Origin of the sequence: Kineococcus rhizosphaerae, assembly GCF_003002055.1 — a bacterium.
In the GTDB taxonomy this organism is placed as follows: Bacteria; Actinomycetota; Actinomycetes; order Actinomycetales; family Kineococcaceae; genus Kineococcus; species Kineococcus rhizosphaerae.
Genome location: NZ_PVZF01000001.1, coordinates 695,716 through 721,639, shown reverse-complemented (window position 1 = coordinate 721,639; position 25,924 = coordinate 695,716). Strand labels below are relative to the sequence as shown.

The following is a 25,924-nucleotide window of genomic DNA, read 5'->3' as shown; positions in this document are numbered from 1 at the left end:
CGTGTCATCAGAACGTTCCCAGGGCTGGTTGCGCCGCCTCGCCGGCTACTGCGCCCGCCACCCCCGCGACCTGATCGCCTCCTTCGGCGCCGCCCTCGTCGCCTACGTCGTCACCGCCCTCGTCCCGCTCGTGGTCCGCCACGTCGTCGACGACGTCATCGGCACCCCCGGCGCGTCCCTGTGGCCGTGGGCGGCGCTGCTGGTCGCCGCCGGGCTCGTCGTCTACGCCCTGGGCTTCGTCCGGCGCTTCACCGCGGGCCGGTTGTCCCTCGACGTGCAGTTCGACCTGCGCAACGAGGTGCACGCCGCCGTGCAGCGGATGGACGGCCGCCAGCTCGACGGGCTGTCCACCGGGCAGGTCGTCAGCCGCTCCATCAGCGACGTCCAGCTCGTCCAGGGACTGCTGGCCTGGCTGCCCAACGTCACCGGCAACGCCGTCCTGTTCGTCGTCTCCCTCGTCGTCATGGCCGTCCTGTCCCCGTCGCTGACCCTCGTGGCGCTGGCCACCGGTCCGGCCCTGTTCTGGATCGCCTGGCGCAGCCGCCGGGACCTGTTCCCCGCGAACTTCGCCGCCCAGGCCCGTGCCGCCGAGGTCGCCGCGCACGTGGAGGCCGCCGTCACCGGGGTGCGGGTGGTCAAGGGGTTCGGCCAGGAGGCCGCCGAGCTGCGCCGGCTCGAGGGCGTGGTGGGGGACCTGTTCACCGACCGCATGCGCGTCGTGCGCTACAACTCCCGCTACGGCCCTGCGCTGCAGGCGGTCCCGGCCCTCGGGCAGGTCGGCGTGCTCCTGTTCGGCGGGTGGCTGGCGCTGACCGGGCACCTCACCGTGGGCACGTTCCTGGCGTTCACGACCTACCTGGGCAGCCTCGTCTCCCCGGTCCGCCAGCTCGCCGGGCTGCTGACGATGGGGCAGCAGGCCCGCGCCGGCGTCGAACGCGTCCTGCAGGTCGTCGACACCACCCCGACGATCCTGGCCCCGGCCGCCGCCGGCCGTCAGGTGGCGCAGCGCTCGGTCCGGGACCTGCCGGACGGGCCGCTGGCGGTCGCGTTCGAGGGCGTGGAGTTCGGGTACACCCCCGACCGGCCCGTCCTGCACGGGGTCGACCTGTCGGTGCCCGCCGGCGGCACCCTCGCCCTCGTGGGCACCGCCGGCTCGGGCAAGTCCACCCTCACGAGCCTGCTGCCGCGGTTCTACGACGTGGCCGCCGGCAGCGTCCGCCTCGGCGGCGTGGACGTGCGCGACCTGGACCCCGAGACGCTGCGCGCGGCGGTGGGCATGGTGTTCGAGGAGACGTTCCTGTTCTCCGACACCGTGCGCGCCAACGTGGCCTACTCCGTCCCGACGGCCACCGACGAGGAGGTCCGCGACGCGCTGCGCACCGCCGCCGCCGACGGGTTCGTCGACGCGCTGGACCAGGGGTGGGACTCCCTGGTGGGCGAGCAGGGCCTGACGCTGTCCGGGGGCCAGCGCCAGCGGATCGGGCTGGCCCGCGCCCTGCTGGCCCGCCCGCGCGTCCTCGTCCTGGACGACGCGACGTCGGCCGTCGACCCCACCGTCGAGCAGCGCATCCTCACCGCCCTCGCCGACGCGCGCACCCCCGGGCAGACGGTGCTGCTGGTCGCCCACCGCCGCTCCACGCTGCGGCTGGCCGACCGGATCGTCGTGCTGGACGCCGGGCGCGTCGTCGACGCCGGCACCGAGGCCGAGCTCACCGAGCGCTGCGCCGTGTTCCGCCGGTTGTTCGACCCCGACGAGACCGGGGAGCAGACCCCCGTCCCCGAGCGCGTCAGCGCCGCCCAGCGCCCCGTGCCGGCCCCCCGGCGGGGCGGGCGCACCGCCGCCGCCGCGGCCGTCGACGCCGGGCTGCCCGTCTCGGGGGACCTGCTGCGCCGCATCGCGGACCTGCCCCCCTCCGGCGACGTCCCCGACGTCGACGTGGCCGCCGCCGAACGGCACGACCCGGCCTTCGGGCTCGGGACGCTGCTGCGGCCCTTCCGGTGGGCGCTCGCGGCCGGGATGGTCCTCGTCGCCGGCGACGCCCTCGCGCAGCTGTTCCTGCCCCAGCTGGTGCGCACCGGCCTGGACGACGGCGTCTCGACTGGGGACCTGCACGCCCTCGTCGTGGCCTCGGTCGTCGCCGCCGTCGTCGTCGCGGCGGACTGGGTCGTCAACGTCGGGCAGACCCGCGTCGCCGGGCGCACCGGGGAGCGCCTGCTGTTCAGCCTGCGGCTGAAGACGTTCGCGCAGCTGCAGCGGCTGGGTCTGGACTACTACGAGCGCGAGCAGGCCGGCCGGATCATGACGCGCATGACCACGGACGTCGACGCCCTGTCGTCGTTCCTGCAGAACGGCGTCGCCCAGGCCCTGGTGAGCCTGCTGTCCCTCGTCGGGGTGTTCGTCGCCATGCTGGTCCTCGAACCCGAGCTGGCGCTGGTCGTGGCGTGCGTGCTGCCCGTGCTCGTCGCGGCCACGCTCGTCTTCCGGGCGAAGTCACGACCGGCGTACACCGAGGCCCGCGAGCGGGTCAGCGCCGTGAACGTGCAGTTCCAGGAGTCCGTCGCCGGGGTCCGGGTCGCGCAGGCGTTCGGGCGCACGCACGAGGACGGCGCGCGGTTCCGCGCCAAGGGCTGGGCGTACCGGCAGGCGCGGCTGCGGGCCCAGCGGTACATCGCGACGTACTTCCCGTTCGTGCAGTTCCTCAACGAGGCCACGGCCGCGCTGGTCCTGGTCGCCGGTGGGCTCATGGTGCGCGACGGGCGGATCTCCGTCGGCGTGCTGGTGGCCTTCCTGCTCTACGTCGACCTGTTCTTCGCCCCCGTGCAGCAGTTGTCGCAGGTGTTCGACGGCTACCAGCAGGCCGCCGTCGGGCTGCGCCGGTTGCGCGACCTGCTGCGCACGCCCACGACCGTCCCCGCCGCGGCACAGCCCGCGCCGGTGGGCCGGCTGGCCGGGGACCTGCGCTTCGAGCACGTCGACTTCCACTACCAGAACTCCGAGCACCCCGCGCTGGCCGCCCTCGACCTGCACGTGCGCGCGGGGGAGACCGTCGCCCTGGTCGGGGAGACCGGGGCGGGCAAGTCGACCGTCGTCAAGCTCGTCGCCCGCTTCTACGACCCCACCGGCGGCCGGGTGCTCGTCGACGGTGAGGACCTGCGGAGCCTGGACCTGGCCGGCTACCGGCAGCGGCTGGGGGTCGTGCCCCAGGAGGCGTACCTGTTCGACGGGACGGTGGCCGAGGCCATCGCCTACGCCCGGCCCGGGGCGAGCTTCGAGCAGGTGCGCGCCGCGGCGCGCGCCGTGGGTGCCGATGCGGCCATCACCGCGCTGCCGGGCGGCTACGGGTTCGTCGTGGGCGAGCGCGGCCGCAACCTGTCCACGGGGCAGCGCCAGCTCGTGGCCCTGGCCCGGGCCGAGCTCGTGGACCCCGACGTCCTGCTGCTCGACGAGGCGACCGCGGCCCTGGACCCGGCCGCCGAGGCCGCGATCGCCGCCGCCAGCGATGCCGCCGCCAGCCGCCGCACCACGATCGTCGTCGCCCACCGCCTCTCGACGGCCGCGCGCGCCGACCGGATCGTCGTCCTCGACCACGGCCGCGTCGTGGAGCAGGGCACGCACGCCGACCTCCTGGACCGGGGCGGGTACTACGCCGGGTTGTGGGCCTCCTTCGTGGCCGGGCGCACCTCCACCGCCTGAACGCCCGGTGGGCGCTCGCCGTGCGCCCGGCCACGGTGCGGTGGATCGTGGGAGGCGTGAGCAGAACCACCCACCGAGACGACGTGTCCGTCCACCACCACGGCGAGGACGCCGATTCCCCGCGGCAGATCCCCTCGCGCGGCTGGCTGGCCGTCTCCAAGCGCGCTTGGGCCGAGGCCAAGGAGGACCAGGTCCCGCTGCTGGCCGCCGGGGTGGCCTTCAAGGCGTTCCTGGCGATCTTCCCGGCGCTGACGGCGGCGTTCCTGGTCTGGGGGATCTTCGGGGACACGAACTCCATCAAGGACCAGATCAACGGGATCCAGGCGATCCCGCAGGCCGCCCGCGACCTCGTCGTGCAGCAGGTCACGACGGTGGCCGACGGCAAGTCCGCCGCGGGCATCACGGCCGTCGTCGCGATCGTGCTGGCCCTGTGGAGCGCCTCCAGCGGCGTGCAGAACCTCATGGCCGCCACCAACACCGCCTACGACGAGAAGGAGACCCGCGGCTTCGTCAAGCTCAAGGGCACCGCGTTGCTGCTGACGGTCGGCGCCATCGTGTTCATGCTGCTGGCCATCGCGTTCATCGGGGTCGTCCCGGTGCTGATCAAGGCGCTGGGCGCCGGCGCCGTCGTGAGCGTCGTCGTCAACGTGCTGCGCTGGGTGCTGCTGCTGGGGCTGATCCTCGTGGCCCTCGGCGTGGTCTACCGGGTCGCCCCCGACCGCGACGCCCCGCGCGTGAAGTGGCTGTCGGTGGGCGCGGGGGTCGCCACGGTGCTGTGGCTCGTCGTCTCGGCCGGTTTCTCGGTCTACGTGACCGTCGCGGGCAGCAGCTCGTACGCCAAGAACTACGGGTCGATGGCCGGGGTCGTCATCCTGCTCATGTGGCTGTGGCTGACGAGCTACGCGATCCTGCTGGGCGCCGAGATCAACGCCGAGTCCGAGAAGCAGACCAACCGGGACACCACGGTGGGCCCGGCCGAACCGATGGGGCGGCGCGACGCCGTCGCCGCCGATCGCAAGCCGCAGGAGAGGTGAGGACGACCGTGCCCGCAGCCGAGGAACACCCCCAGTTCGAGCAGACCCACGAGGCGGAGCTCAAGAGCGCCGCCGACCACCTGGAGACGTCGAAGGAACTGTCGAAGGAGGCCCACGAGGGGTGGACGCACCTGCCGGCCGTCAACGAGGCCGACGACGCCCACCACCCCGGTTCCCAGGGGCGGCAGGCGCCGGCGGACTGAGGTCAGCGACCCCCGGTGAGCTTGCGCGAGCGCTGGTTCGACCCGGGCCCGCCGTACGGGTAGTCGGCGGGTTCGGGGTCGCTGGCCTCGTCGAGCGCGGCGAGTTCGCCCGGTTCGAGCTCGAGGTCGGCGGCTCCGAGGTTCTCAGTGAGCTGTGCCGTGGTGCGCGCCCCCAGGATCACCGAACTGACCGACGGCTGCGCCGACAACCAGGCCAGCGCGATCTGCGCCATGGGGACCCCGCGGTCCTGCGCCACCCGCTGCACGGCGTCGACGACGGCCCACGTGCGCTGCTGGGCGTTCCGGCGCGCGTACGCCTCCACCCCGCGCTCGGGGTTCTCGCCCAGCCGCGTCGCCCCCGTCGGGGCCTGGTCGCGCGTGTACTTGCCGGACAGCCAGCCGCCCCCGAGCGGGGACCACGGCAGCAGCCCGAGGCCGTTCTCCTCCGCGGCCGGGACGATCTCCCACTCGATCTCGCGGACCAGCAGGTTGTACTGCGGCTGCAGCGTGACCGGCGGGGAGAAACCGCCCGCGTCGGCCACGTCGACGGCCTTCTGCAGCTGCCAGCCGGTGAAGTTCGACAACCCGACGTGGTGGACCTTGCCGGCGCGCACGAACGAGTCCAGCGTCGCCAGCGTCTCCTCGATCGGGGTCCACGGGTCCCAGGCGTGCACCTGGTACAGGTCGACGGCCTCCACCCCGAGGCGGCGCAGGGACGCGTCGAGCGCCCGCGTGAGGTGACGGCGCGACAACCCGACGCCGTTGGGTTCCTCCGACGTCGGGAACCGGCCCTTGGTGGCCAGCACCACGCGGTCGGTGACGTCGGAGGGCCGGTCGGCCAGCCAGGCGCCGATGATCTCCTCCGAGACGCCACCGGAGTAGACGTCCGCGGTGTCCACGAGGGTGCCCCCCGCGGCCAGGAACGCGTCGAGCTGCTCGAAGGAGACGTCGCGGTCGCTCTCGCTGCCGAAGGTCATGGTGCCGAGCGCGAGGTTCGACACCGAGGTCCCGCTGTTGCCCAGGGTTCTGTACTCCATGTCCGCATCCTGACCCCTGCTGACGCCGGGCGCCCGGCCTGGCAGCATCGGGGCGTGCTGACGCAGCCACTCCCCTTCGACGTCCACGTGCGGGGCACGGTGTTCCTCGACATCGTCCTGACCGGCCTGGACTCCGAACCCCGCCTCGGCACCGAGGTGTGGACCTCGGGGATGGGTTCGTGCCCCGGGGGCATCGCGAACATGGCCGTCGCCGCGGCCCGCCTCGGGCTGGCCACGTCGCTGTCCGCGGCGTTCAGCACCGACGCCTACGGCCAGTTCTGCTGGCAGACGCTGGGGGAGCAGGAGGGGGTGGACCTGTCCACGTCCTACCGCGTCGACGACTGGCACTCCCCGGTCACCGTCTCCCTGGCCTACGGCGGCGACCGCGCGATGGTCACCCACGAGCACCCCGCGCCCGTGGACGAACCCTCCGACGTCCCCGCGGCCCGCAGCGCGCTCGTGCACCTGGCCGCCGTCGCCCAGCCGTGGGTGCTGCGGGCCCGCGAGCAGGGCTCGCTGGTCTTCGCCGACGTCGGCTGGGACTCCTCCACGCAGTGGAACCCCGACGTGCTGGCGGGCCTGGAGCACTGCCACGCGTTCCTGCCCAACCACGTCGAGGCCATGCGCTACACCCGCACCGCCTCGGCCGCCGAGGCCGTCGCGGCGCTCGCCGACCGCGTCCAGGTGGCCGTGGTGACCTGCGGGGCCGACGGGGCCCTGGCGGTCGACGCCGGCACGGGGGAGAGCGCCGAGGTCCCCGGGTTGCGGCTGGAGGCTCTCGACGCCACCGGGGCCGGGGACGTGTTCGGGGCCGGTTTCCTCACCGCCACCCTCGCCGGGTGGCCGCTGGCCGAGCGGCTCTCCTTCGCGAACCTGTGCGCGGGGCTGTCCGTGCAGCAGTTCGGCGGGTCGCTGTCGGCGCCGGGCTGGGGGGACATCGCCGACTGGTGGTCGCACCTGCGGCTCGGGCCGCGCACGTCGGCGACGTCGCAACTGGTGCGCCAGTACGGCTTCCTCGACGGCGTCCTCAAGGAGCACCCGACGACGCGGGGTTCGGTGCGCCGGGCCAGCGCGACCCTGGCCGTGCGCAACGACCTGCCGACCGGCACGGGAGGCGGTCCGGGGTTCGCGGGGTCATGATCGGCCGGTGACGACCGAACGTCCCGGAGCCGCCGACTTCGTCCCCCCGGGGGCGGACCTCGACCAGCTGCGCCAGGCCGCGCCCGCGTGCCGGGGCTGCGAGCTGTGGGAGCCGGCCACGCAGGTGGTGTTCTCCGCGGGGGCCCCCGACGGCCGCCTCGCGCTGGTGGGGGAGCAGCCCGGGGACCAGGAGGACCGTCGTGGGGTCCCGTTCGTGGGGCCGGCGGGCCGGTTGCTGCAGAAGGCCGTGGCCGAGGCGGGCATCGACGTGGCGACGACGTACGTGACGAACGCGGTCAAGCACTTCCGGTTCCGCCAGGAGGCGCCGGGCAAGCGGCGCATCCACGCCAGCCCCGACGTCGGCCACATCACCGCCTGCCGCCCCTGGCTGGCCGCCGAGCTGGCCGTCGTGGACCCCGACGTCATCGTCTGCCTGGGTGCCACCGCGGCGAAGGCCCTGCTGCCCAAGGACTTCCGGGTCACCAAGCACCGCGGTCAGCTGATCACCCAGACGACCTCGCGCGGGGAGAAGACGTTCATGGGCACCATCCACCCCTCGGCGGTGCTGCGGGTGCCCGAGGCGGACCGGGACGAGGCGTACGCCGGGCTGGTGGCCGACCTGCGCACGGCGGCCGCCGCCCTGACCTGACGGCGGAGGGGGTGGGCCGGAGAGGTCCGCTACCTTAGATACATCATGGATACGGCCCCTCCCGCCGCCGAGCGGGTCTACGCGCACGTCAAGCACGCCATCCTCGACCGCACCCTGCCCGGCGGGCAGCTGCTGACCGAGGGCGAGATCGCCGAGCAGGTCGGCGTCTCGCGCACCCCCGTGCGCGAGGGGCTGCTGCGCCTGGAGGCTGAGGGGCTCGTCCAGCTCATCCCCAAGCGCGGCGCGCTCGTCGTGCCCGTCTCCCCGACCGAGGTCGAGGACGTCCTGGAGGCCCGCGAGCTCGTCGAGGTCCACACGGCCCGCCGCGCCTGGGCCGGGCGCGCCGCCCTGGCCGACCGCCTCGCCCCGCACCTGCTGGCCATGCGCCGGGCCGCGGCCGCCGACGACACCTGGCAGTTCGCCGCCGCCGACCGCGCCTTCCACGCCGAGGTCGTGCGCGCCGCGGGCAACGACGTCCTGTCCGGCGTCTACGACTCCCTGCGCGACCGGCAGATGCGGATGGGGGTGGCCAACCTCGCCGGGGCCCCGGACCGGACCGCGACGGCCCTCGCCGACCACGAGGCGCTGCGCGAGGCCCTGCGGGGGGACGACGAGGACCGCTGGCTGGACCTCGTGCGCGACCACGTCCGCCGCGCCGGCGACCGGCTGCGGGCGGTGCGCGCGTGAGCACCCCCGCCCGCACCCGTGCCGCCGACCGCCCCGTCCGGGGGGCCTGGGTCGTCTTCGCCGTCGGGGCGGTGGCCTACGTCGTCACCGTCGCCAACCGCACCTCGCTGGCCGCCGCCGGCCTCGACGCCCAGCACCGCTACCACATCGCCGCCGGGACGCTGTCGAGCTTCGCCGTCCTGCAGTTCCTCGTCTACGCCGCCCTCCAGGTGCCCATCGGCGTCCTCATCGACCGGTGGGGGCCGCGCCGGCTCGTCGTCCTGGGCGCCACCACCATGGGTGTCGGGCAGGTCGTGCTGGCCCTGAGCACGCAGACCTGGCAGGCCGTCCTGGCCCGCGTCCTCGTCGGCGCCGGCGACGCCGCCACGTTCGTCAGCGTCCTGCGGGTCGTGACCAACTGGTTCCCGCCGCAGCGGGTGCCGGTCATGACCCAGCTCGTCGGGCTCTTCGGCCAGCTGGGGCAGGTCTTCAGCTTCGTCCCGCTCGTGGCGCTGCTGCACGGCCCGGGCTGGACGCCGGCCTACACCGGCATCGGCGCCTTCAGCCTGCTCGCCGCAGCGCTGTCCGTCGTCGTGCTGCGCGACGTCCCGCCGGGCCGGGAGAACCCCCGCACCACCAAGTCCCTGCGCGAGGTGGGTGGGGACCTGCGGGCCGCGCTGCGCCACCCCGGGACCCGGCTGGGGCTGTGGTCGCACTGGGCCACCCCGTTCTCGGGCAACGCCTTCGCCACCCTGTGGGGGTTCCCGTTCCTCGTCTCCGGCCAGGGGCTGAGCACCGGGGGGGCCAGCGCGCTGCTCACGCTGTACACCGTGACCGCGGCCGGGACGGGACCGCTGTTCGGCTCCTTCGTGGCCCGGCACCCGCTGCGCCGGTCCTGGCTGGTCCTGACGATCGTCGCCGCCCAGGCCGTCGTCTGGGCGGTGGTCCTGCTGTGGCCCGGACCCGCGCCGCTGGTCCTGCTCGCGCTGCTCGTCGTCGTCGCCGCGACCGGGGTCCCCGGCTCGATGATCGGCTTCGACTACGCGCGCACCTCCAACCCCGCCCACCGGCTCGGCGGGGCCACCGGCATGACCAACGTCATGGGCTTCACGGCCTCGGTCGTGCTCATCCTGCTCGTCGGCGTCCTGCTGGACGCCCAGGGGGCCGGCACCCCCGACACGTACTCCCTGGGGGCGTTCAAGGTCGCCTTCGCCCTGCAGTTCCCGCTGTGGGCGGTCGGGGTGGCCGGCATCCTCGTGAGCCGCCGGCAGACGCGGGCCCTCATGGCCCGCGACGGGGTGGTCGTCCCCCGGGTGCGCGACGTGCTGCGCAGCCGCGGTTCCCGCACCGGCGCGGGCACGGCATGATGCGGCGGGTGAGCGATGAGACGACGCAGAAGGCCCAGATCGGCGTGACCGGCCTGGCGGTGATGGGGCGCAACCTGGCCCGCAACATCGCCCGGCACGGCTACGTGACCGCCGTGCACAACCGCACCGACGCCAAGACGAAGGCGTTGATCTCCGAGTTCGGCGACGAGGGCACCTTCGTCCCCGGCTACAGCGCGCAGGAGTTCGTCGACTCCCTGGAGTCCCCGCGCACGATCATCATCATGGTCAAGGCCGGCGGCCCGACCGACGCCGTCATCGACGAGCTGGCCCCGCTGCTGTCCGAGGGCGACATCCTCGTCGACGGCGGCAACGCCCACTTCCTCGACACCCGACGGCGCGAGGCCGCGCTGCGCGAGAAGGGCATCCACTTCGCCGGCGTCGGCGTCTCCGGCGGTGAGGAGGGCGCGCTGCTGGGCCCCTCGATCATGCCCGGTGGTTCCGAGCACGCCTACGCCAAGCTCGGGCCGATCCTGGCCGACATCGCCGTCTCGGTCGACGGCACCCCGTGCTCCACGCACGTCGGTCCCGACGGCGCCGGTCACTTCGTGAAGATGGTCCACAACGGCATCGAGTACGCCGACATGCAGCTCATCGCCGAGGCCTACGACCTGCTGCGCCACGGCCTGGGCCGCACCCCGAAGCAGCTCGCCGAGGTCTTCACGACCTGGAACTCCGGGGACCTGGAGTCCTTCCTCATCGAGATCACCGCCCGGGTGCTGGCCAAGGACGACCCCACCCAGGAGGGGGTGGCCCTGGTCGACGTCGTGCTCGACGAGGCCGAGCAGAAGGGCACCGGCCGCTGGACGGTCCAGACCGCGCTCGACCTGGGGACCCCGGTCTCCGGCATCGCCGAGGCCGTCTTCGCCCGCGCGCTGTCCGGCCACGCCGAGCAGCGCAAGGCCGCCCAGCCCGTCCTGCCCGGCCCGGACGCCGGCGCCGAGGGGTCCGGCGGGTTCGTCGCCGAGGCCGACGCCGAGCAGTTCATCGACGACGTCCGCGCGGCGCTGTACGCCTCCAAGGTCGTCGCCTACGCCCAGGGCTTCGACATGATCCGCGCCGGGTCCCTCGAGTACGGCTGGGGCATCGACCCCGGCGCGATGGCCACGATCTGGCGCGGGGGCTGCATCATCCGCGCCAAGTTCCTGGACCGGATCAAGGACGCCTACGCCAAGAACGCCGAGCTGCCCTCGCTGCTGCTCGACCCGTACTTCGCCGACGCGGTCGTGCAGGGCCAGGAGGCGTGGCGCCGCGTCGTGGTGCACTCGGTGAACGCCGGGATCCCCGCCCCCGGCTTCTCCTCCTCGCTGGCCTACTACGACGGCCTGCGCCGCGAGCGGTCCTCGGCCGCGCTGGTCCAGGGCCTGCGCGACCTGTTCGGCGCGCACACCTACAAGCGCACCGACCGCGACGGGTCCTTCCACGTCGAGTGGTCCGGCGACGGGTCCGAGACGCAGTCCTGACCCGGTCCCGGCCCGGTCGCGGCGGCGGTGGTCCCCTCGGGGGTCACCGCCGCCGTGCGCTCAGCCGACGCGCTGGGCGCGGCGGGCGCGGACCCGCCGCGCCACCGCCCACACCAGCACCGCGCCGATGACGGCGTAGAAGGCGTAGTCCAGGTAGTGCCCGTAGCGTTCGACCAGCTCGTACTGGGTGCCCAGGGCCATCCCGAGACCGATGAGCAGCGCGTTCCACAGCCCGCTGCCCGCGACGGTGAACAGCGAGAACTTCAGCAGGCCCATCCGCGCCGCGCCCGCGGGCAGCGAGACCAGGCTGCGCACCCCCGGGACGAACCGACCGGTGAAGACGGCCGCACCCTCGTGCCGGTGGAACCAGTCCGCGCTCTTCGTGACGTCCTCGGCGTCCATCAGCGGGACCTTCGCCGCGATGCGCGCCGCCCGGTCCAGCCCGACGGCGTGGCCCACCCAGTACAGCAGCAGCGACCCCAGGTACGACCCCAGCGTCGACAGCCCCAGGACCGCGACCAGGCCGATCGCCCCGGTCTGGACGAGGAACCCCGCCAGCGGCAGCACGACCTCGCTGGGGATGGGGGGGAACACCACCTCCGCGAAGCTCAGCAGACCCACGCCGGCGGCGCCGAGCGTCTCGACGGTGTCCAGGACGAACCCGGTCAGGCCACCCGTGGTCGGGACGGTCTCGGCCGTGGAGCTCATGGGGAAGGGTCCTCCTGCGGGGCGGGGTCGGGTGGGCTCGAGGCGGGAGTGCTGTCCCGCAGAACGGCCGACCCCGCGCAGAAGTGCCGGGCGTCGTGGTCCAGGAGCAGCCGGGCCGGGGCGACCCCGCCCGACAGGGCCCGCACCACCGCCTGCTCGGGCAGCTCGGCCTGCGAGGCGACCAGCAGCGCGTTGCCGTAGCGCCGGCCCCGGAACACCCCCGGTTCGGCCAGCACCGCCGCGTGCGCGAAGACCTCGAACGCCGTGGCCAGCTCCGCGCGCGAGTTCGGCATCGGGGGCCGGTCGGCGAGGTTGGCCACCCACAGCCCGCCCGGGGCCAGCACCCGGTCGACCTCGCGCAGGAACTCGACCGTGCGCAGGTGCTCCGGGACCCGGTCACCGGCGAACGCGTCGCGCACCACCACGTCCTGCGTGCCGTCGGGGACCGGTGCGAGCCCTTCGCGCCCGTCGGCGACCTTCAGCCTGAACCCGGCCGAGCCGGCCGCCCCGAAGCTGCGGCGCACCACCTCCACCAGCTGCGCGTCCACCTCCAGCACCAGCTGCCGCGAGGAGGGCCGGGTCGCGGCGAGGTAGCGGGGGAAGGCGCACCCCGCGCCCCCCAGGTGCAGGGCGCGCACCGGGCCGGGGGCGTGCACCGCGTCGATCACGGCGGCCGTCCACTGGTGGTACTCGAACATCAGGTTCGTCGGGTCGCCCACGTCGACGTACGAGCTCGGGACGCCGTTGACGTGCACGGTCCAGCCGTCGGGGTCGTCGCGGTCCTGCTCGAACCGGACGGTGCCGGTCGCGATGGGCTCCTCACCCTCGACGGGCTGCGCGGACGGCGCCGGGCGCGCGGACCTCGGTGGACGGGAGCGGCGGGGTGCGGGACGGTCGGGCACCCCGCGATCCAACCAGGCCGCTTCAAGTTCCCCCGGACCGCTGCCGAGGTACTGAGCATGTCCACCTTCCTCGAGATGTGCCTGCTCGCGCTGTTCGTCGTCCCCTTCGTGCGCGACCGCCGGGCCCTGCGCCGCAGCCTCGACGCCTCGCGCATGCCGCAGGCGGACCGCCCGCCGGTGGCCGCCGGGCAGCGCCTGCCGCGACCGTGGGCCCGTCGCCGCTACGTCGACGCCGGGGTCGCCGACGTCGTCGCCTTCCTGTCCGAGCAGGACCCCGCGCGCTGACGTCCGCCCCCGACGTCGGCCCCGACGTCGGCCCCGGCGTCCACGCCGACCCGTTGTGCTTGCGGGTCGCGTCCCAGCGGTTAGCGTCGGGCACGTGAGCCCTGACGCGCCCCGCGACACCCCTGACGAACCGAGCGCCCTCGACCGGCGCGCCGCCGACCTCGTCCAGCGCCTGCTGGCCGTCGGCATCGACGGGCTCGGGCCCTTCGACGGCGCGGCCGAGGTCGCCCGCGCCGCACGGACCAGGCACCCCAGCGCGGAGTCGGCCCTGCACGCCGTCGTGCGCAACCACACCCGGCTCGTCGCCGGCAACGGCTTCGTCACCGGCCTCGGCGGCCTGCTGACCCTGCCGGTGGCCCTGCCCGCCAACGTCTTCGGCTTCCACGTGCTGGCCGTGCGCGCCGTCGCCGCCCTCGCCGAGCTGCGCGGGTACGACACCTCCCGCCCCGAGGTCCGCTCCGCGATCCTGCTGACCCTCGTCGGCGCCGACGCCACCGAGGTCCTGAAGTCGGCGGGGCTGCCCACCGGCGGGAAGCTGGTCGGCCTCGTCACCTCCCGCGTCCCGCGGCCGGTGCTCATGCTCGTCAACAAGGGCGTCGGCTTCCGGCTCATCGCCCGCTTCGGCACCCAGGGACTTCTGCGGCTGCCGCAGCGCGCGCTGCCCGTCGTCGGCGGGGCCATCGGGGCCGGCGTCGACACCGTCATGTTCCGCCGCATCGTGAAGGCCGCCGAGCACGGCCTGCCGCCCAAGCACCCGGACCCGGCGTGAAGCCGGCGCTGCGGGCCGTGCCCGTCGTCGACCTGCGCACGGCCGGGCGGTTGCGCCTGCTGCCCGCCATGGTCCGCGACGCCGTCTCGGGACGCTGGAGCGGTCCGGGTCGTCGCCGGCTCGCCGGGGCGGCGGTCGGGACCCTTTACCTGCTCTCGCCGGTGGACGCCGTCCCCGAGCTGTGGCTGCCGGTCGTCGGCCTGCTCGACGACGGGCTAGTGGCCGCCTACGTCGCCGCATCCGTGCGGGCCGCGACGGACGACTACGTGCGGCGACCGGCGAGCGCCGACCCGGGTGTGCACAGGCGCCGCGGGGACTGAGCACCGCGGTCCCTGTGGACGGACGGGACCGGCCTCGTGGCGGACCCCGGACGCTGGCCGACGTGAGCACCGCACCCGTCCACCCGCCCCCGGACTCCGAGCCCGAGCCCGACCGGATCGTCGCCCGTGGACCGGGTGAGCTCCTCGCCCTCGTGCCGTACCTGTTCGGCTTCCACCCCGGCGACAGCGTCGTCCTGCTCGAGGTGCGGGCCCCGGGCCCCGACGGCCGCCGACTCCTGGGGTTCGCGGCGCGGGTGGACCTCCCGCCGAGCGCCGAACCCCACCTCGTGACCGCCGCCACCGGTCCCCTCGTGCGGACGGCCCACCGGCGGACCGGGGCCGGGGCGCAGGTCCACCTCCTCGTGCACGACCCGGACGCCCACGAGGTCGACGGTGCTCTCGTGCCCGGCGCCCGGGCTCGCGCCACCGTCGCGCACCTGCGCCAGGCCCTGCGACGGCTGCCCACCGGGGCCGAGCTCGGCGACGTGCTCCTCGTGGGCGAGGACCGCTGGCGGTCGCTGACGTGCGAGCGGCCCTGCTGCCCGCCCGCCGGTGCGCCCCGCAGCGGCGCCGGCGCCGGGCGGGTCGTCGCCGAGGCCGTCTGGCGCGGGCTCACGACGGCGCCCGACCGCGCGGCGAGCCTGCCCGGGACCAGCCCCGTGGACCCTGCCCGCCGCGAGGCGGCGACGCGCGGACGCCGGCGGGTGCCCTCCGACCCGGTGGCGCTGGTCGCCGCCTTCGACGCCGCGGTGCGGGAGCGGCCGCTGACCGGGGTCCCCGCCCTCCCGGACCCCACCTGGTGCGGCCGGGTGCTGGAGGGCCTGCGGGACACCGCCGTCCGCGACGCCGTGCTGCTGGCCGGCGGTGCCGGGGCCGCGACCGACCGCGCCCGTGCGGCCCTGCTCACGGGCGGGGGAGAGCCGCCGCCCGACGGCGAGCGCGTCGGCGACCTCCTGGAACGGGCCCTGGGCGAGGACTTCGAGCTGCCGCGCGCGCTCGCCGCGGCGGGTCTGGCGGTGGACGTCGCCCGGCACGCCACCGGTCCCCTCGCCGCGCCGGCGTGGACCGTGGCGGGGTGGCTGGAGTGGCGCTCCGGCCGCGGGGCGCGGGCCGCGGTGTGCGTGGAGCAGGCCCTGCGCCACGACCCCGGGCACCGGCTCGCCGTCCTGGTGGACCGGGCCCTGCGCCTCGGCCTGGCGCCGCACCGGTGACGGCGGCCGGGTCCGGGCGTAGTACGGTCACGGATCGTCTACGACGTTGGAGGGTGCGGCATGGGGATCGTCGTCGGGTACGTGGCCAACCCCGAGGGCCGCGCGGCCCTCGAACGCGCCGGGGAGGCCGCGCTGAGGCTGTCCGCCGCGCTGGTCGTGGTCCACAGCCGGCGCCCGGGGCGTGAGGTCGACGCCGACGAGGCCCGGCAGCTCGCCGACGTGCACGACCGCGTGCGCGAACAGCTCGCGGCCGCGGGCCTGGACGTCGCCCTGCGCGACGTCCCCGACTCCGACGACCCGGCCGACGACCTCATCACGGCGGCGGAGGAGACCGGCGCCTCCCTCATCGTCATCGGCCTGCGCCGCCGCACCCCGGTCGGCAAGCTCATCCTGGGGGCCAGCGCGCAGCGGATCCTGCTCGACGCACCCTGCCCGGTGCTGGCCGTCAAGCCCGAGGACTGAGCGGTCCCGCAACCCCTCCCGTGCCACGGGGCACGGCCCGCCGGGCGTCCGCACTGGGTCGCCCGGGTGGTGTCGTGCCTCGTCTCACGCCGATCCGTGCAAGAATCGGCGTTTGTCTCCCTTGTGGGCATAAGTTCGGCGCCCGCCGGTGTTGACCTTGTCGGCTGCTGCCCGCGCAGCCTCGTTCCGCCCACGACGAAAGGCAGTCCGTGTCGTCGGTACCGACCTCCCGGCCGCTCCCGCCAGAGTTCGCTTCCGCTCCCTTCCAGGAGCTCCTCCAGCACGGCACGACGCACGGCTACGTCGACGCGATGGCCGTCCGGGTCGCGTGCGAGGACGCCCAGCTGCCCGTGCAGCGCATGAAGGCCGTCCTGCGCGCCCTCGACGACAACGGCATCACCGTGAAGGTGCCCGAGGCCGCCCCCAAGCGCGCCGTCGCCGCGGCCGGCTCCGCCCGGCGGACCACCTCCACCGCGACGGCCACCAAGGCCGCGCGGCCGGCGGCCAAGCGCGCCGCCGCCCCGGCCGAGGGTGAGGACGGCACCGCCGCCCCCGCGCGCCCGGCCGCCAAGACGGCCACGAAGGCCGCGGCCAAGCCGGCCGGCAGGGGCACCGCCAAGACCGCGGCCGCCAAGACCACGGCCAAGACGGCCGCCAAGGCCGGCGGCAAGGCCGACGACGTCGACGAGGGCGAAGAGCCCCTCGAGGACCCCGTCGAGGACCTCAAGGACGACGAGGTCCCCGCGGAGGAGGAGGCGTCCGCCGAGACCGCCGACGCCGCAGAGGAGGAGGGCACCGCCAAGAAGACCGGCGGTGGTTTCGTCCTGCGCGACGACGACGACGACGACGCGCCCGCGCAGCAGGTCTCCACGGCCGGTGCCACGGCGGACCCGGTCAAGGACTACCTCAAGCAGATCGGCAAGGTCGCCCTCCTCAACGCCGAGCAGGAGGTCGAGCTCGCCAAGCGCATCGAGGCCGGTCTGTTCGCCGAGGAGAAGCTGCACTCCGGCGACGAGATCGACCCGATCTTCAAGCGCGAGCTGTGGTGGATCAGCGAGGACGGTCGACGCGCCAAGAACCACCTGCTCGAGGCCAACCTGCGTCTGGTCGTCTCCCTGGCCAAGCGCTACACCGGCCGCGGGATGCTCTTCCTGGACCTCATCCAGGAGGGCAACCTCGGTCTGATCCGCGCGGTCGAGAAGTTCGACTACACCAAGGGCTACAAGTTCTCGACGTACGCGACGTGGTGGATCCGTCAGGCCATCACCCGCGCCATGGCCGACCAGGCCCGCACCATCCGCATCCCGGTGCACATGGTCGAGGTCATCAACAAGCTCGCCCGCGTCCAGCGGCAGATGCTGCAGGACCTGGGCCGCGAGCCCACTCCGGAGGAGCTCGCCAAGGAGCTCGACATGACCCCGGAGAAGGTCGTCGAGGTCCAGAAGTACGGCCGCGAGCCCATCTCGCTGCACACGCCCCTGGGTGAGGACGGCGACTCCGAGTTCGGTGACCTCATCGAGGACTCCGAGGCGGTCGTCCCGGCCGACGCGGTCAGCTTCACGCTCCTGCAGGAGCAGCTGCACTCGGTCCTGGACACCCTGTCCGAGCGCGAGGCCGGTGTGGTCTCGATGCGCTTCGGCCTGACCGACGGCCAGCCGAAGACGCTCGACGAGATCGGCAAGGTCTACGGGGTGACGCGTGAGCGCATCCGGCAGATCGAGTCCAAGACGATGTCGAAGCTGCGCCACCCGTCGCGCTCGCAGGTCCTGCGCGACTACCTGGACTGACGCCCGCGGCGTTCCACGAGGGCCCGGTCGGACTCCCGACCGGGCCCTCGTGCGTCCAGGGCCCCGAACCGGTCCGCGAGCGTCGCGAAGGCCGCCCGCAGCGCAGCGGGGGAGGCGTCCTCGATCGGCGCGTCGAACCGGCCGACGGCCGCCGCCAGCGCGGTCCACGACCACGAGCCGAGCACGACCCGGCACCGGTCGCCCTCGAGCTCCTCGACGGTGCCGTCGCCCACGAACCCGGCCACCTCCGCGGCCCGGCGCCGCAGCACGACCCGCCCGGTGCAGGGCCAGACGTCCCGCGTCGCCGAGCCCTTGAAGCGCGCCTCGACGAGGGCGACGGGATCCGAGCCCGGGACGGGGCGGGGACCGAACCGGGGCCCCGTGGGGACCTTGGGCGTGATCCGGTCCAGGCGGAAGGTGCGCCAGTCGTCGCGGTCGAGGTCCCAGGCGAGCAGGTACCAGCGCCCGCCGCGGTGCAGCAGGTGGTGCGGTTCGACCCGGCGCGGCTCGTCGCGCAGGTCCAGGCGCAGTACCTCGCGAGCGCGCACGGCGTCGCCGACGGCGAGCAGCACGGCCGTGTCGACCCCGGCTCCGGCGGGGCCGACCACGCTCGCCTCCGCGAGGACGTCGACCCGGTGCCGCAGCCGCGCGGGCAGCACCTGGCGCACGGTCGTCAGCGCACGCGCCGCACCCTCGCCGATCCCGCCCCCGCCGGCCGCGGTCGTGCGCAGGGCGATCGTCAGGGCGACGGCCTGCTCGTCGTCGAACAGCAGGGGCGGCAGGTCCTCGCCGGCGTCGAGCCGGTATCCGCCGTCGGGGCCCTTGGTCGCCCGGACCGGGTAGCCGAGGTCGCGCAGCCGCTCGACGTCGCGGCGCACGGTGCGGGCGCTGACCTCGAGGCGGTCGGCCAGGAGCTGCCCGGGCCAGTCGCGACGGGCCTGCAGGAGCGACAGCAGCGCCAGCAACCGTCCCGGGGTTCCGCTCACGGCCCCAGTATCGGGCCGAGAAGAGGTCAGGAACCGGCCGCTTCACCCGGAAGAGTCGTCCTCGTCGCCGGGACCTGCCCGGCCGTCACGAGGAGGCACCGTGAGCATCACGACCACCACCCACCTGAACTTCCGCGGCCAGGCGCGCGAGGCGCTGGAGTTCTACGGCGAGGTCTTCGACGCGCAGCCCGTCGTCGTGACCTACGGGCAGGCCCACGACCCCCAGGGGGAGGCCGAGCACGTGCTGTGGGGCGAGGTCGCCGCCCCGTCGGGGTTCCACGTCATGGCCTACGACGTGCAGACCGACCGCGACTTCGACCCCGGCGTGCACCCCGTGTACGTCTCGCTGCGCTGCGGGACGGAGCAGGAGGTGACGACCGCTTACGAGGGCCTCGCGCGGGCGGCCCGGCACGTGCGGACCCCTCTGGGGCCGTCGGCCTTCTCCCCGCTGTACGGGATGCTCACCGACCGGTTCGGCGTGACCTGGGTGATCGACCAGGCCGTCGCGTTCAGCGCAGGCTGAGCCCGTCGGCGGCGAGGACGGGCACGGCCGGAACTCCGCTGACCAGGACGAGCAGGACGCAGCCGACGGCCACCAGTCCCCGGGGTGACGTGCCCGGCGTCACTCCTGCCTCGCTCACCACGTGTACGAGCACCCGGACCGACCACCAGGCGTGGCGGACCTCACCGTCGCCAGGTGGACGTTCCGGGGAGGAACGGTCCGGCGGGCGCGGTCGTCCCCGCCTCCGCTCCTGCTGCCCGGGGAAGCCCGGGCGGCGCCACCGAGCGGGCGGTCGTCGCTGCGCACCCCCCCACCGCTGCGCAGGGCGTGTCGTCGCAGATCACCACAGGTTCGGGGCGACCGTCGGAGCCGGGTCCCTACACTGCCGATCCGTGCCAAGCCAACGCGCCGTGCAGGACTTCGTCGGTCGAGTCGCGAACCTCCCCGTGGTCCCCGCACGGCGGTGGCGGGGGCGGCTCCTGCGTTCTGCGGGGATGAGGGCTCACGCCCGGGTCGACGTCTACGCCGGTGTGCGGGTGGCGGGGGAGGGGCTGGTCGTCCTGGGGGAGGGTTGCTTCGTCAACCACGACTGCTACTTCGACACCGCCGCCTCCATCACGCTGGGTCGGGCGGTGGCTCTGGGCGATCACGTCCGCATCATCACCTCGAGGCACGAGATCGGTTCCGCGGAGCGGCGGGCAGGACCCCGGTCTCCTCAGCCGGTGGTGATCGAGGACGGGTGCTGGCTGGGATCGGGAGTCACCGTGCTGCCGGGGGTGACGATCGGTGCCGGGTGCGTGGTCGGGGCGGGAGCTGTGGTGGTGGGTGACTGTGCGCCGCACGGTCTCTACGCCGGGGTGCCGGCTCGGCGGTTGCGGGACCTGCCGTGAAACTCGGAGACCCCCGGTTCCCCCCAGTGCACCGGGCTCGGCGACGAGCGGGCTCTGCATCGCGCTGAGGCGGCACCCTCCACGTCAGTGTCGCAGCGGACGACCGCCCGTCTGCCGCGTCGAGGTCGACGCGGGGGCTTCGAGGATCGTGCAGACACTCCGGAGGACCGGACGTCCACGTCGCCCCGGGGTCGGTCGGCCGTGTCGAACCGCGGCCGCGCACCCGGGGCGAGGAAAGACGGCGATCCGCTGGTGCTCCTTGAGGCAAGATGGTGCTCTCACCTCCACGTGCGGCGGGGGACGACGCGTCGGAGCGGGGTTGGACCGGGCGTGAGGGGGGGAAGATGCGTCGTGTCGGTTCTGCGACCGTGGATTCGCAGGCTTGGACCAGAGGACCGGTGCCGACGTCCGGGCTGCGTCTGCCGATGCCGTACCCGGGTGATGAGGCCGTTCACCCGAGCATCGTCCACGTGCCTTCAGGTTTCGGCGGCTACGAGTACTGGCTGGCGTACACGCCGTACACGGCTACGGATCCCCGCCTCGAGAACCCGTGCATCGCCGCTTCGCACGACGGCACTCACTGGGTGGTGCCTACCGGTGCGACGAACCCCCTCTGCGCACCTCCTCCCGGAACGGCGCACAACTCGGATCCCTGCCTGTCCCTGGTGGACGGCGTCCTCCACCTCTTCTGGCGGGAGAGCGACGACGCCTCGGGCACCTCGGACCTCGTGCACCTCAGGACGTCGCCGAACGGGACCGACTGGTCTCCTGCAGTGCTCGCGCACGCCAACCCCGGGCACGACTGGACCGCTCCTGCGATCCTGGCCGACGACGAGGGGTGGGTCATGTGGGCCGTACGGGCGAACACCGCCCCGGACGCCGCGGCCAGTGGTCGTGCACTCCTGCGGCGTCGGGCGCCCACTCCCACCGGCCCGTGGGGGCCGGTGGAAACCTGCACGCTCGAACTGCCGGCGGGACAGGTCGTGTGGCACCAGTCGATCCGTCGGTTCGAGGGGTGGTACGTCGGGCTCTTCAACATCCAGACGCCGGGTACCTCACGGACCTCCGACCTCGTCATCGCCACGAGTTCCGACGGTCTCGACTGGGGTACGTCGTCCGGTCCGTTGATCCGCCGCTCAGCACCCCACCACGACCGTCTCTACCACGGGGACTTCGTCGTGCACCGGCGAGGCGGTGCTCTGCACGCGGACGTGTGGTACAGCGCCTTCCGGGCAGGCCACCCCAACACCTGGTCCATCTCGCGCACGCGGTTGCGCCGACGGGTCTGGTCCCCCGTTCCGCGGTCCGTGCGCACGTTCACCGGTTCGGCGGGTGGTCACCTACTCGAAGTGCTCAAGAAGGTACGGAGAGTTCTGGTGCGGTGAACGCCTTGAGGGGTTCGCCGAGGAGCTGCCGGGAATCGCCGGTACAGGGCTCGCCATCTCGGGATCTCGAGATCCCGTGGGGAGAATCGTTCACCACTGCGGCCGGGTGCTCGTCGGTTAGGGTTCTGGCGTGGTGGCTGAGAAGAGGTCCCGTCGGTCGATCTCGTCGGCCGCGCGGCTCCTCGCTGAGCGGTCGGAGATCGCCCGGCGTGCGGCGTTCCGGGTCCGCTGGGGCGACCCGTCCAGAGTTGAACCGCTGTCCAAGTGGGGTCACACGCGTGGAACGGTCATCGATCGTTGGTACATCGACCGGTTCCTGAGCACGCAGGCCCACCGCGTTCACGGTCGTGTGCTGGAGGTCAAGGAAGACCGGTACGCGTCCCGGCTCGGAGCAGAACGGGTCGAGGTGCTGGACATCGACCCGCTCAACAGCGCGGCGACCGTCGTCGGTGACGTCTGCGAGCCGACGACGCTGCCCCGGGCTGCCTACGACGCCGCCGTCGTCACGCAGGTGCTGCAGTTCGTCCGGGACCCGGTGCGGGCCCTCGACAACCTCGGATCCTCCCTGCGTGCGGGAGGCACGATCCTGCTGACCGTTCCCGCGGTCAGCAGGGTCGACGGCACGTCCGACCGGTGGCGGTGGACGCCGCAGGGACTCACCGACACGATCGCGGCCGCCGGACTCACGGGGACGGTGGTGGGCATGGGCAACGCCCTCGCCTGTCGGGCCTTCCTGTTCGGCGCCGCCGTGGAGGACGTCGAGGAGTCGAGCCTCGACGTCACCGATCCGGACCAACCCCTGGTCGTGGGTGCGGTCATCGGAGGTCCCGAGGGGACGGGGGCGCACCAGTGATCGCAGCGAGGGACGTCCCGTCGCGAGCCCCGGGGGTGCTGAGGTGAGCGAGTTGCCGCGCGTGTCCGTGGTGATGGCCGCGTGGAACGCTGCGACCACCGTGGCCGCCGCGGTGTCCTCGGTGCTGTGGCAGACCTACCCCGCCTGGGAACTGGTCGTCGTCGACGACGGGTCGACCGATTCGACCGCTGACCTCGTGTCGGCCTTCGACGATCCGCGCATCACCCTGGTGAAGCAGGAGAACGCCGGCGCAGGATCGGCCCGCAACGCAGGCATGGAGGCGGCGAGGGGCGATCTCATCACGTTCCTCGACAGTGACGACGTGATGCTCGGACGGCACCTCGAAGCTCTCGTGGAACGCCTCGGCGATCGCACGCGCGCCATCGTGACCGCCAACTCGTACTGGCTGCTCCCCGGTGGGATCGACCCCTCCCACACCCGGCACAAGGGCCGGTTCCCCGCGGTGCCGCACCAGCGGCTGAGCCTGCTCGAACAGAACTACCTGTCTCCCATGTCCCTGTTCCGCCGTGAGCTGCTCGAGGACGTGGGAGGTTTCGACACGACGCTTCACCGCAGCGAGGACTGGGACTTCTGGCTCCGTGCGGTGTTCGCCGGTCACGAGGTGGTCCACCAGCCGCGTCCTCTCGCCCTGTTCCGGTGGGGGCAGAGCAGCATGTCGACGAACCGCGACCTGGTGTTCGACGCCGAGCGCACCATCCTGGAGGGGATGTCGTCTCGTGACGACCTCCGGGACGACGAGCGGGCGTACCTGCGCCGACGTCTCGCCTCCCCGCCTCCACGGCTCCTGAGCAACGAGGGGGATGCCGCCTTGCGGGGCCGGCAGTACGCCCGGGCTGCCCAGCGGTTCGCCGCCGCGGCCGACCTCTCGCCCAGCGAGACGATGCTCGTGCGCAAGGCGCAGTTGATGAAGCTGGCCCCTCGCCTGGCGGGCCCCCTGCTGCGCGCCCGTCAAGTCCGGCGCGAAAACGCCCTCGCCTTCGACGCCGAGTTCGAGCATTGAGCGCGGCCGGTCGGGGTGGGCCCGTGATCCCCCTCCGAGCCCCTGAGCCGGTGGGGCCGGTCGAACCGGCGACGACTGCGCCGAGCATCGCCGTCGTCATCGCGGCCTACAACGCGTCCGCCACCATCTCGGCCACGTTGAACTCCGTCTTCACCCAGACCCTCCCACCTGACGAGGTGGTGGTCTGCGACGACGGGTCCGACGACGTCGAAGAACTTCGTGCCGCTCTGTCACCCTTCGGCGACCGGGTGCGCCTGGTCCACGTGGACCACGGGGGCGAGAGTCGGGCCAAGAACGGCGCCGTGGCCGCCACCTCGTCCGACGTCGTCTGCGTGCTGGACGCCGACGACCTCTGGGAGCCGCGTCGGCTGGAGGCCGTGGCGGAAGCCCTGCGCGTCCGACCGGACCTCTCCTTCGTCACCACGGACGCGTGGCACGTGCGTGCCGGTCGACGAGTGGTCCGGCACTACGCGGTGAACGACTTCCCGACGGACGGGCAGCGCAGCGCCATCCTGCGCTCGAACTTCGTGTTCGGGCACACCGCGGTGCGCCGCAGCGCCTGGGACGACGTCAGCGGGTTCTCCGAGGCGCTGACCGTGGGCGCCGACTGGGACTGCTGGCTGCGGCTGATCTACCGCGGCCACCTCGTCGGGCTGGTGGACGAACCGCTGGCGAGCTACCTGCTCTCACCCGGGAGCCTCTCCGGCAACCGGGCGCGGGCGATGCGGGCCAGGGTCCTGCTCCTCGAGAAGGCCGCCGCGGAGCAGACGTTCTCAGCCGACGAGGGAGACGTCCTGAGGCAGTCCTTGCAGCGGTGGGGGACCGCGGCGGTGCTCGCGGAGGCCGACGAGGCGGTGCGCAGCGGCAGCGCCGACGTGCGTCGACGCTGTCTGGCCGTCACCCGGACCCCGGGCGTGGGAGCACGCACCCGGGTGAAGCACGCCCTGGCCGCCGCAGCGCCGGGACTGGCCCGCCGCCGGAGGTCCCAGGTCGACCGGGAGGCGGACGATGCGGGAGAGTGAGCGGTGGCGCCACGGGCGAGCACCGTCGACGTGGACGGATCGGTGCGCACGACGGTGTCCGCGCTCTCCGCCGGCACTCGTCACCGAGCCGACCACGCGGTGAAAGCCGGCCAGGTCGCGCCCAGTTCAGGGGCGTGCCGCCACGCGTCCGCCAGTCGCCCGGCGTACGGTTCCTCCGCGGCCACCGCCTCGTCGTCGAGCCGCCGCAGGCGTTGCCCCCTCGATGTGCTGTGGGACAGCCAGGTCAGCATCGCCAGAGGCCCCACCGCGTCCGGTGGCAGCTGCAGGGCTGACGCCGCACGCCGCAACCACCGGAACAGCAGCGGCGATCCCTCGGCGCGGCCGGTGTGCAGGGCCACGGCTGCCGCGCAGCGCTCCTGCTGCGTACGGGCACCGGCGAGCAGCCCCAGGGCGTCGGTCAGGAAGTACAGGGCGTCGGCCAGCGGCAGCCCGCCCGCACGGGCGCTCTCCCAGTCGAGCACGGTGAAGTCCGTCCCCCGGGTGACGAGGTTCCACGAGCCGAGGTCGTTGTGGGCGAGGACACCCGGAACCCCTGCCACCGCTGACAGCGGCTCGGCGGCTCCCGGGACAGCAGCCAGGTCCGCGGCCAGTCCCCGGTCCAACCCGTGCGGTTCCCTCGTCGTGAGCCCGAGGTTCGTCGTCCACTCCGCCACCGCCTCCACCAGGGGGAGGGCGGCCTGCGCCGCGCTGCGGACGAGAAACCGCCCGACCTGTTCCCCACCGCCGGCGGACTCCACCGAACCCCGGGCCCCGTCCACCGTGAAACCGCCGAGGAGCCGGGGCACGTGCGTCGCTCCGGCGGCCGAGGCGAGGGCGAGCCCGTGGGCGTCACGGTCGAAGGACACGCCTGCCGCACCCGGCAGGCGTGCGAGCTTCACCGCCACGGCTTCACGCCGGAAATCTGAACCAGCGGCGACGAAGACCGCCCGCGTCAGCGCGTCCCCGTGGCCGAGGACCAGTACCCAGGGCCCGGTCGCCGGGGCTCCGGCGGCCAGTGCGGCGTGCAGACCGTAGGGTCGCAGCCCCGCGCGGGAGGCCACCGTGACGACGTCGTCGCCGCGTCGAGCCACCAGGTGAGGTCCGAGGCGTGAACCCACGACGGCGTTGCGCACCCGACGTACGCCACTCGGGGGCGCCAGGTGGTGGTCGACGGCTTCCTTCAACGCGGCGCGTTCCAGGGGTACGAGCAGACGCGGGCCGGAATCACCGGGAACCGACAGAACCCGCAACACCGAGTAACCGGCCCGCTGCAGAAGGGCAGGAGGCGCCGATCCGACGAGGAGCAGCGACTCGGCCCCGGTCGCTGCGGCTGCGGCAGTTTCCGATGCGTGGGCCACCACCAGCGGTGCTCCCGCGTCCCGGCGCACACCGCAGGCCTCGAGCGCGCCGATCCACGCCGTCGCCCCCGGCAGCACCTCCGCTGAGCGGTAGGGGCGCGGCAGCAGCAGTCGGGCGTCCGCCGTCCGCGGGTTCGCCGACGTCGAGATCATGCCGAGCAGGTTAGAGCCTCGATGTCCGGTGCTCCCCGA

Annotated in this window: 26 protein-coding genes; 20 read left to right on the top strand and 6 right to left on the bottom strand. The window is 73.9% G+C overall.

Features of this window, described 5'->3' with window-relative positions; translation table 11 throughout:
- The first annotated feature begins 1 nt into the window (after window position 1).
- From CLV37_RS03490 to CLV37_RS03480, 3 genes are read left to right on the top strand one after another with little or no spacing between them, the layout of a single operon-like run.
- On the top strand, window positions 2-3,694 hold the full coding sequence (locus CLV37_RS03490; protein ID WP_106206940.1) for an ABC transporter ATP-binding protein: 3,693 nt from the start codon (window positions 2-4) through the stop codon (window positions 3,692-3,694).
- A gap of 56 nt (window positions 3,695-3,750) precedes the next feature.
- Complete coding sequence (locus tag CLV37_RS03485) at window positions 3,751-4,728, top strand: YihY/virulence factor BrkB family protein (RefSeq protein ID WP_245885219.1); 978 nt, start codon at window positions 3,751-3,753, stop codon at window positions 4,726-4,728.
- Window positions 4,729-4,736: 8 nt separating this feature from the next.
- On the top strand, window positions 4,737-4,931 hold the full coding sequence (locus tag CLV37_RS03480) for a hypothetical protein (protein ID WP_146149286.1): 195 nt from the start codon (window positions 4,737-4,739) through the stop codon (window positions 4,929-4,931).
- 2 nt (window positions 4,932-4,933) lie between these two features.
- Here the strand turns inward: CLV37_RS03480 and CLV37_RS03475 are convergent, their stop codons facing one another.
- Window positions 4,934-5,968 carry an aldo/keto reductase gene (locus tag CLV37_RS03475; RefSeq protein WP_106206936.1) on the bottom strand — a complete coding sequence of 345 codons (1,035 nt, stop codon included), beginning with the start codon at window positions 5,966-5,968 and terminating at the stop codon, window positions 4,934-4,936.
- A 54-nt stretch (window positions 5,969-6,022) separates the two neighbouring features.
- Between CLV37_RS03475 and CLV37_RS03470 the strand changes: the two genes are divergently transcribed.
- Genes CLV37_RS03470 through gndA form a run of 5 tightly spaced genes read left to right on the top strand, consistent with a single transcriptional unit; the run spans window position 6,023 to window position 11,271 of the window.
- Window positions 6,023-7,108 carry a carbohydrate kinase family protein gene (locus tag CLV37_RS03470; protein WP_106206934.1) on the top strand — a complete coding sequence of 362 codons (1,086 nt, stop codon included), beginning with the start codon at window positions 6,023-6,025 and terminating at the stop codon, window positions 7,106-7,108.
- A gap of 7 nt (window positions 7,109-7,115) precedes the next feature.
- Complete coding sequence (locus CLV37_RS03465) at window positions 7,116-7,757, top strand: UdgX family uracil-DNA binding protein (RefSeq protein ID WP_106206932.1); 642 nt, start codon at window positions 7,116-7,118, stop codon at window positions 7,755-7,757.
- 45 nt (window positions 7,758-7,802) lie between these two features.
- Window positions 7,803-8,444, top strand: a complete 642-nt coding sequence (locus CLV37_RS03460) for a GntR family transcriptional regulator (RefSeq protein ID WP_106206929.1) — start codon at window positions 7,803-7,805, stop codon at window positions 8,442-8,444.
- Complete coding sequence (locus tag CLV37_RS03455; RefSeq protein WP_106206927.1) at window positions 8,441-9,790, top strand: MFS transporter; 1,350 nt, start codon at window positions 8,441-8,443, stop codon at window positions 9,788-9,790. The genes CLV37_RS03460 and CLV37_RS03455 overlap by 4 nt, the downstream gene beginning before the upstream one ends.
- The gene (gene gndA / locus CLV37_RS03450) at window positions 9,790-11,271 is read left to right on the top strand and encodes an NADP-dependent phosphogluconate dehydrogenase (protein ID WP_106206925.1); all 1,482 of its coding nucleotides are present in this window, start codon (window positions 9,790-9,792) and stop codon (window positions 11,269-11,271) included. The genes CLV37_RS03455 and gndA overlap by 1 nt, the downstream gene beginning before the upstream one ends.
- Window positions 11,272-11,331: 60 nt before the next feature.
- Here gndA and CLV37_RS03445 read toward each other — a convergent pair whose 3' ends face one another.
- Together CLV37_RS03445 and CLV37_RS03440 are read right to left on the bottom strand one after the other, a co-directional pair.
- The gene (locus CLV37_RS03445) at window positions 11,332-11,979 is read right to left on the bottom strand and encodes a DedA family protein (protein ID WP_106206923.1); all 648 of its coding nucleotides are present in this window, start codon (window positions 11,977-11,979) and stop codon (window positions 11,332-11,334) included.
- Entirely contained in the window at window positions 11,976-12,881 is a 906-nt protein-coding gene (locus CLV37_RS03440) for a spermidine synthase (protein ID WP_106206921.1), read from the bottom strand. Before CLV37_RS03440 ends, CLV37_RS03445 begins: the two co-directional genes overlap by 4 nt.
- Window positions 12,882-12,938: 57 nt before the next feature.
- Here CLV37_RS03440 and CLV37_RS03435 point away from each other — a divergent pair, with 57 nt between their 5' ends.
- From CLV37_RS03435 to CLV37_RS03410, 6 genes are all read left to right on the top strand, one after another.
- Window positions 12,939-13,166, top strand: a complete 228-nt coding sequence (locus tag CLV37_RS03435) for a hypothetical protein (RefSeq protein ID WP_106206919.1) — start codon at window positions 12,939-12,941, stop codon at window positions 13,164-13,166.
- Window positions 13,167-13,260: 94 nt separating this feature from the next.
- The gene (locus CLV37_RS03430; protein ID WP_106206917.1) at window positions 13,261-13,935 is read left to right on the top strand and encodes an EcsC family protein; all 675 of its coding nucleotides are present in this window, start codon (window positions 13,261-13,263) and stop codon (window positions 13,933-13,935) included.
- Window positions 13,932-14,255 carry a YkvA family protein gene (locus CLV37_RS03425; RefSeq protein WP_106206915.1) on the top strand — a complete coding sequence of 108 codons (324 nt, stop codon included), beginning with the start codon at window positions 13,932-13,934 and terminating at the stop codon, window positions 14,253-14,255. Before CLV37_RS03430 ends, CLV37_RS03425 begins: the two co-directional genes overlap by 4 nt.
- Window positions 14,256-14,317: 62 nt before the next feature.
- Complete coding sequence (locus CLV37_RS03420) at window positions 14,318-15,466, top strand: DUF4192 domain-containing protein (protein ID WP_170127032.1); 1,149 nt, start codon at window positions 14,318-14,320, stop codon at window positions 15,464-15,466.
- 60 nt (window positions 15,467-15,526) lie between these two features.
- Window positions 15,527-15,928, top strand: a complete 402-nt coding sequence (locus CLV37_RS03415; RefSeq protein WP_106206911.1) for a universal stress protein — start codon at window positions 15,527-15,529, stop codon at window positions 15,926-15,928.
- A gap of 311 nt (window positions 15,929-16,239) precedes the next feature.
- Window positions 16,240-17,715, top strand: coding sequence for an RNA polymerase sigma factor (locus CLV37_RS03410; protein ID WP_245885218.1), 1,476 nt, complete (start codon window positions 16,240-16,242; stop codon window positions 17,713-17,715).
- Here the strand turns inward: CLV37_RS03410 and CLV37_RS03405 are convergent.
- Window positions 17,703-18,701 carry a helix-turn-helix transcriptional regulator gene (locus tag CLV37_RS03405; RefSeq protein ID WP_106206907.1) on the bottom strand — a complete coding sequence of 333 codons (999 nt, stop codon included), beginning with the start codon at window positions 18,699-18,701 and terminating at the stop codon, window positions 17,703-17,705. The two genes, CLV37_RS03410 and CLV37_RS03405, sit on opposite strands and share 13 nt — an antisense overlap.
- A gap of 100 nt (window positions 18,702-18,801) precedes the next feature.
- Here CLV37_RS03405 and CLV37_RS03400 point away from each other — a divergent pair, with 100 nt between their 5' ends.
- Window positions 18,802-19,224, top strand: a complete 423-nt coding sequence (locus CLV37_RS03400) for a VOC family protein (protein ID WP_106206905.1) — start codon at window positions 18,802-18,804, stop codon at window positions 19,222-19,224.
- Here CLV37_RS03400 and CLV37_RS28775 read toward each other — a convergent pair.
- Window positions 19,211-19,342: a hypothetical protein gene (locus tag CLV37_RS28775; RefSeq protein ID WP_281260498.1), complete on the bottom strand. Its 132-nt coding sequence runs from the start codon at window positions 19,340-19,342 to the stop codon at window positions 19,211-19,213. The genes CLV37_RS03400 and CLV37_RS28775 overlap by 14 nt on opposite strands.
- A 355-nt stretch (window positions 19,343-19,697) precedes the next feature.
- Between CLV37_RS28775 and CLV37_RS28960 the strand changes: the two genes are divergently transcribed.
- The 5 genes from CLV37_RS28960 to CLV37_RS03375 all read left to right on the top strand — a co-directional run bounded on the left by CLV37_RS28960 (window position 19,698) and on the right by CLV37_RS03375 (window position 24,374).
- Window positions 19,698-20,093, top strand: coding sequence for an acyltransferase (locus CLV37_RS28960; protein ID WP_106207448.1), 396 nt, complete (start codon window positions 19,698-19,700; stop codon window positions 20,091-20,093).
- 665 nt (window positions 20,094-20,758) lie between these two features.
- A complete protein-coding gene (locus CLV37_RS03390; RefSeq protein ID WP_146149285.1) occupies window positions 20,759-21,478 on the top strand; it encodes a hypothetical protein in 720 nt (239 codons plus the stop codon).
- 349 nt (window positions 21,479-21,827) lie between these two features.
- A complete protein-coding gene (locus CLV37_RS03385) occupies window positions 21,828-22,331 on the top strand; it encodes a methyltransferase domain-containing protein (RefSeq protein WP_106206901.1) in 504 nt (167 codons plus the stop codon).
- The gene (locus CLV37_RS03380) at window positions 22,288-23,352 is read left to right on the top strand and encodes a glycosyltransferase family 2 protein (RefSeq protein ID WP_342762208.1); all 1,065 of its coding nucleotides are present in this window, start codon (window positions 22,288-22,290) and stop codon (window positions 23,350-23,352) included. Before CLV37_RS03385 ends, CLV37_RS03380 begins: the two co-directional genes overlap by 44 nt.
- 23 nt (window positions 23,353-23,375) lie before the next feature.
- On the top strand, window positions 23,376-24,374 hold the full coding sequence (locus tag CLV37_RS03375; RefSeq protein ID WP_170127031.1) for a glycosyltransferase family 2 protein: 999 nt from the start codon (window positions 23,376-23,378) through the stop codon (window positions 24,372-24,374).
- A gap of 80 nt (window positions 24,375-24,454) precedes the next feature.
- Here the strand turns inward: CLV37_RS03375 and CLV37_RS03370 are convergent, their stop codons facing one another.
- Window positions 24,455-25,240: a hypothetical protein gene (locus CLV37_RS03370; RefSeq protein ID WP_170127030.1), complete on the bottom strand. Its 786-nt coding sequence runs from the start codon at window positions 25,238-25,240 to the stop codon at window positions 24,455-24,457.
- Window positions 25,241-25,924: the final 684 nt, after the last annotated feature.

Excerpts from the sequence above, each read along its gene's own strand:
- CLV37_RS03475 (WP_106206936.1), bottom strand. The coding sequence starts at position 5,968 with ATGGAGTACAGAACCCTGGGCAACAGCGGGACCTCGGTGTCGAACCTC.
- CLV37_RS03460 (WP_106206929.1), top strand. The coding sequence starts at position 7,803 with ATGGATACGGCCCCTCCCGCCGCCGAGCGGGTCTACGCGCACGTCAAG.
- gndA (WP_106206925.1), top strand. The coding sequence starts at position 9,790 with ATGCGGCGGGTGAGCGATGAGACGACGCAGAAGGCCCAGATCGGCGTG.
- CLV37_RS03445 (WP_106206923.1), bottom strand. The coding sequence starts at position 11,979 with ATGAGCTCCACGGCCGAGACCGTCCCGACCACGGGTGGCCTGACCGGG.
- CLV37_RS03435 (WP_106206919.1), top strand. The coding sequence starts at position 12,939 with ATGTCCACCTTCCTCGAGATGTGCCTGCTCGCGCTGTTCGTCGTCCCC.
- CLV37_RS03415 (WP_106206911.1), top strand. The coding sequence starts at position 15,527 with ATGGGGATCGTCGTCGGGTACGTGGCCAACCCCGAGGGCCGCGCGGCC.
- CLV37_RS03410 (WP_245885218.1), top strand. The coding sequence starts at position 16,240 with ATGGCCGTCCGGGTCGCGTGCGAGGACGCCCAGCTGCCCGTGCAGCGC.
- CLV37_RS28960 (WP_106207448.1), top strand. The coding sequence starts at position 19,698 with ATGAGGGCTCACGCCCGGGTCGACGTCTACGCCGGTGTGCGGGTGGCG.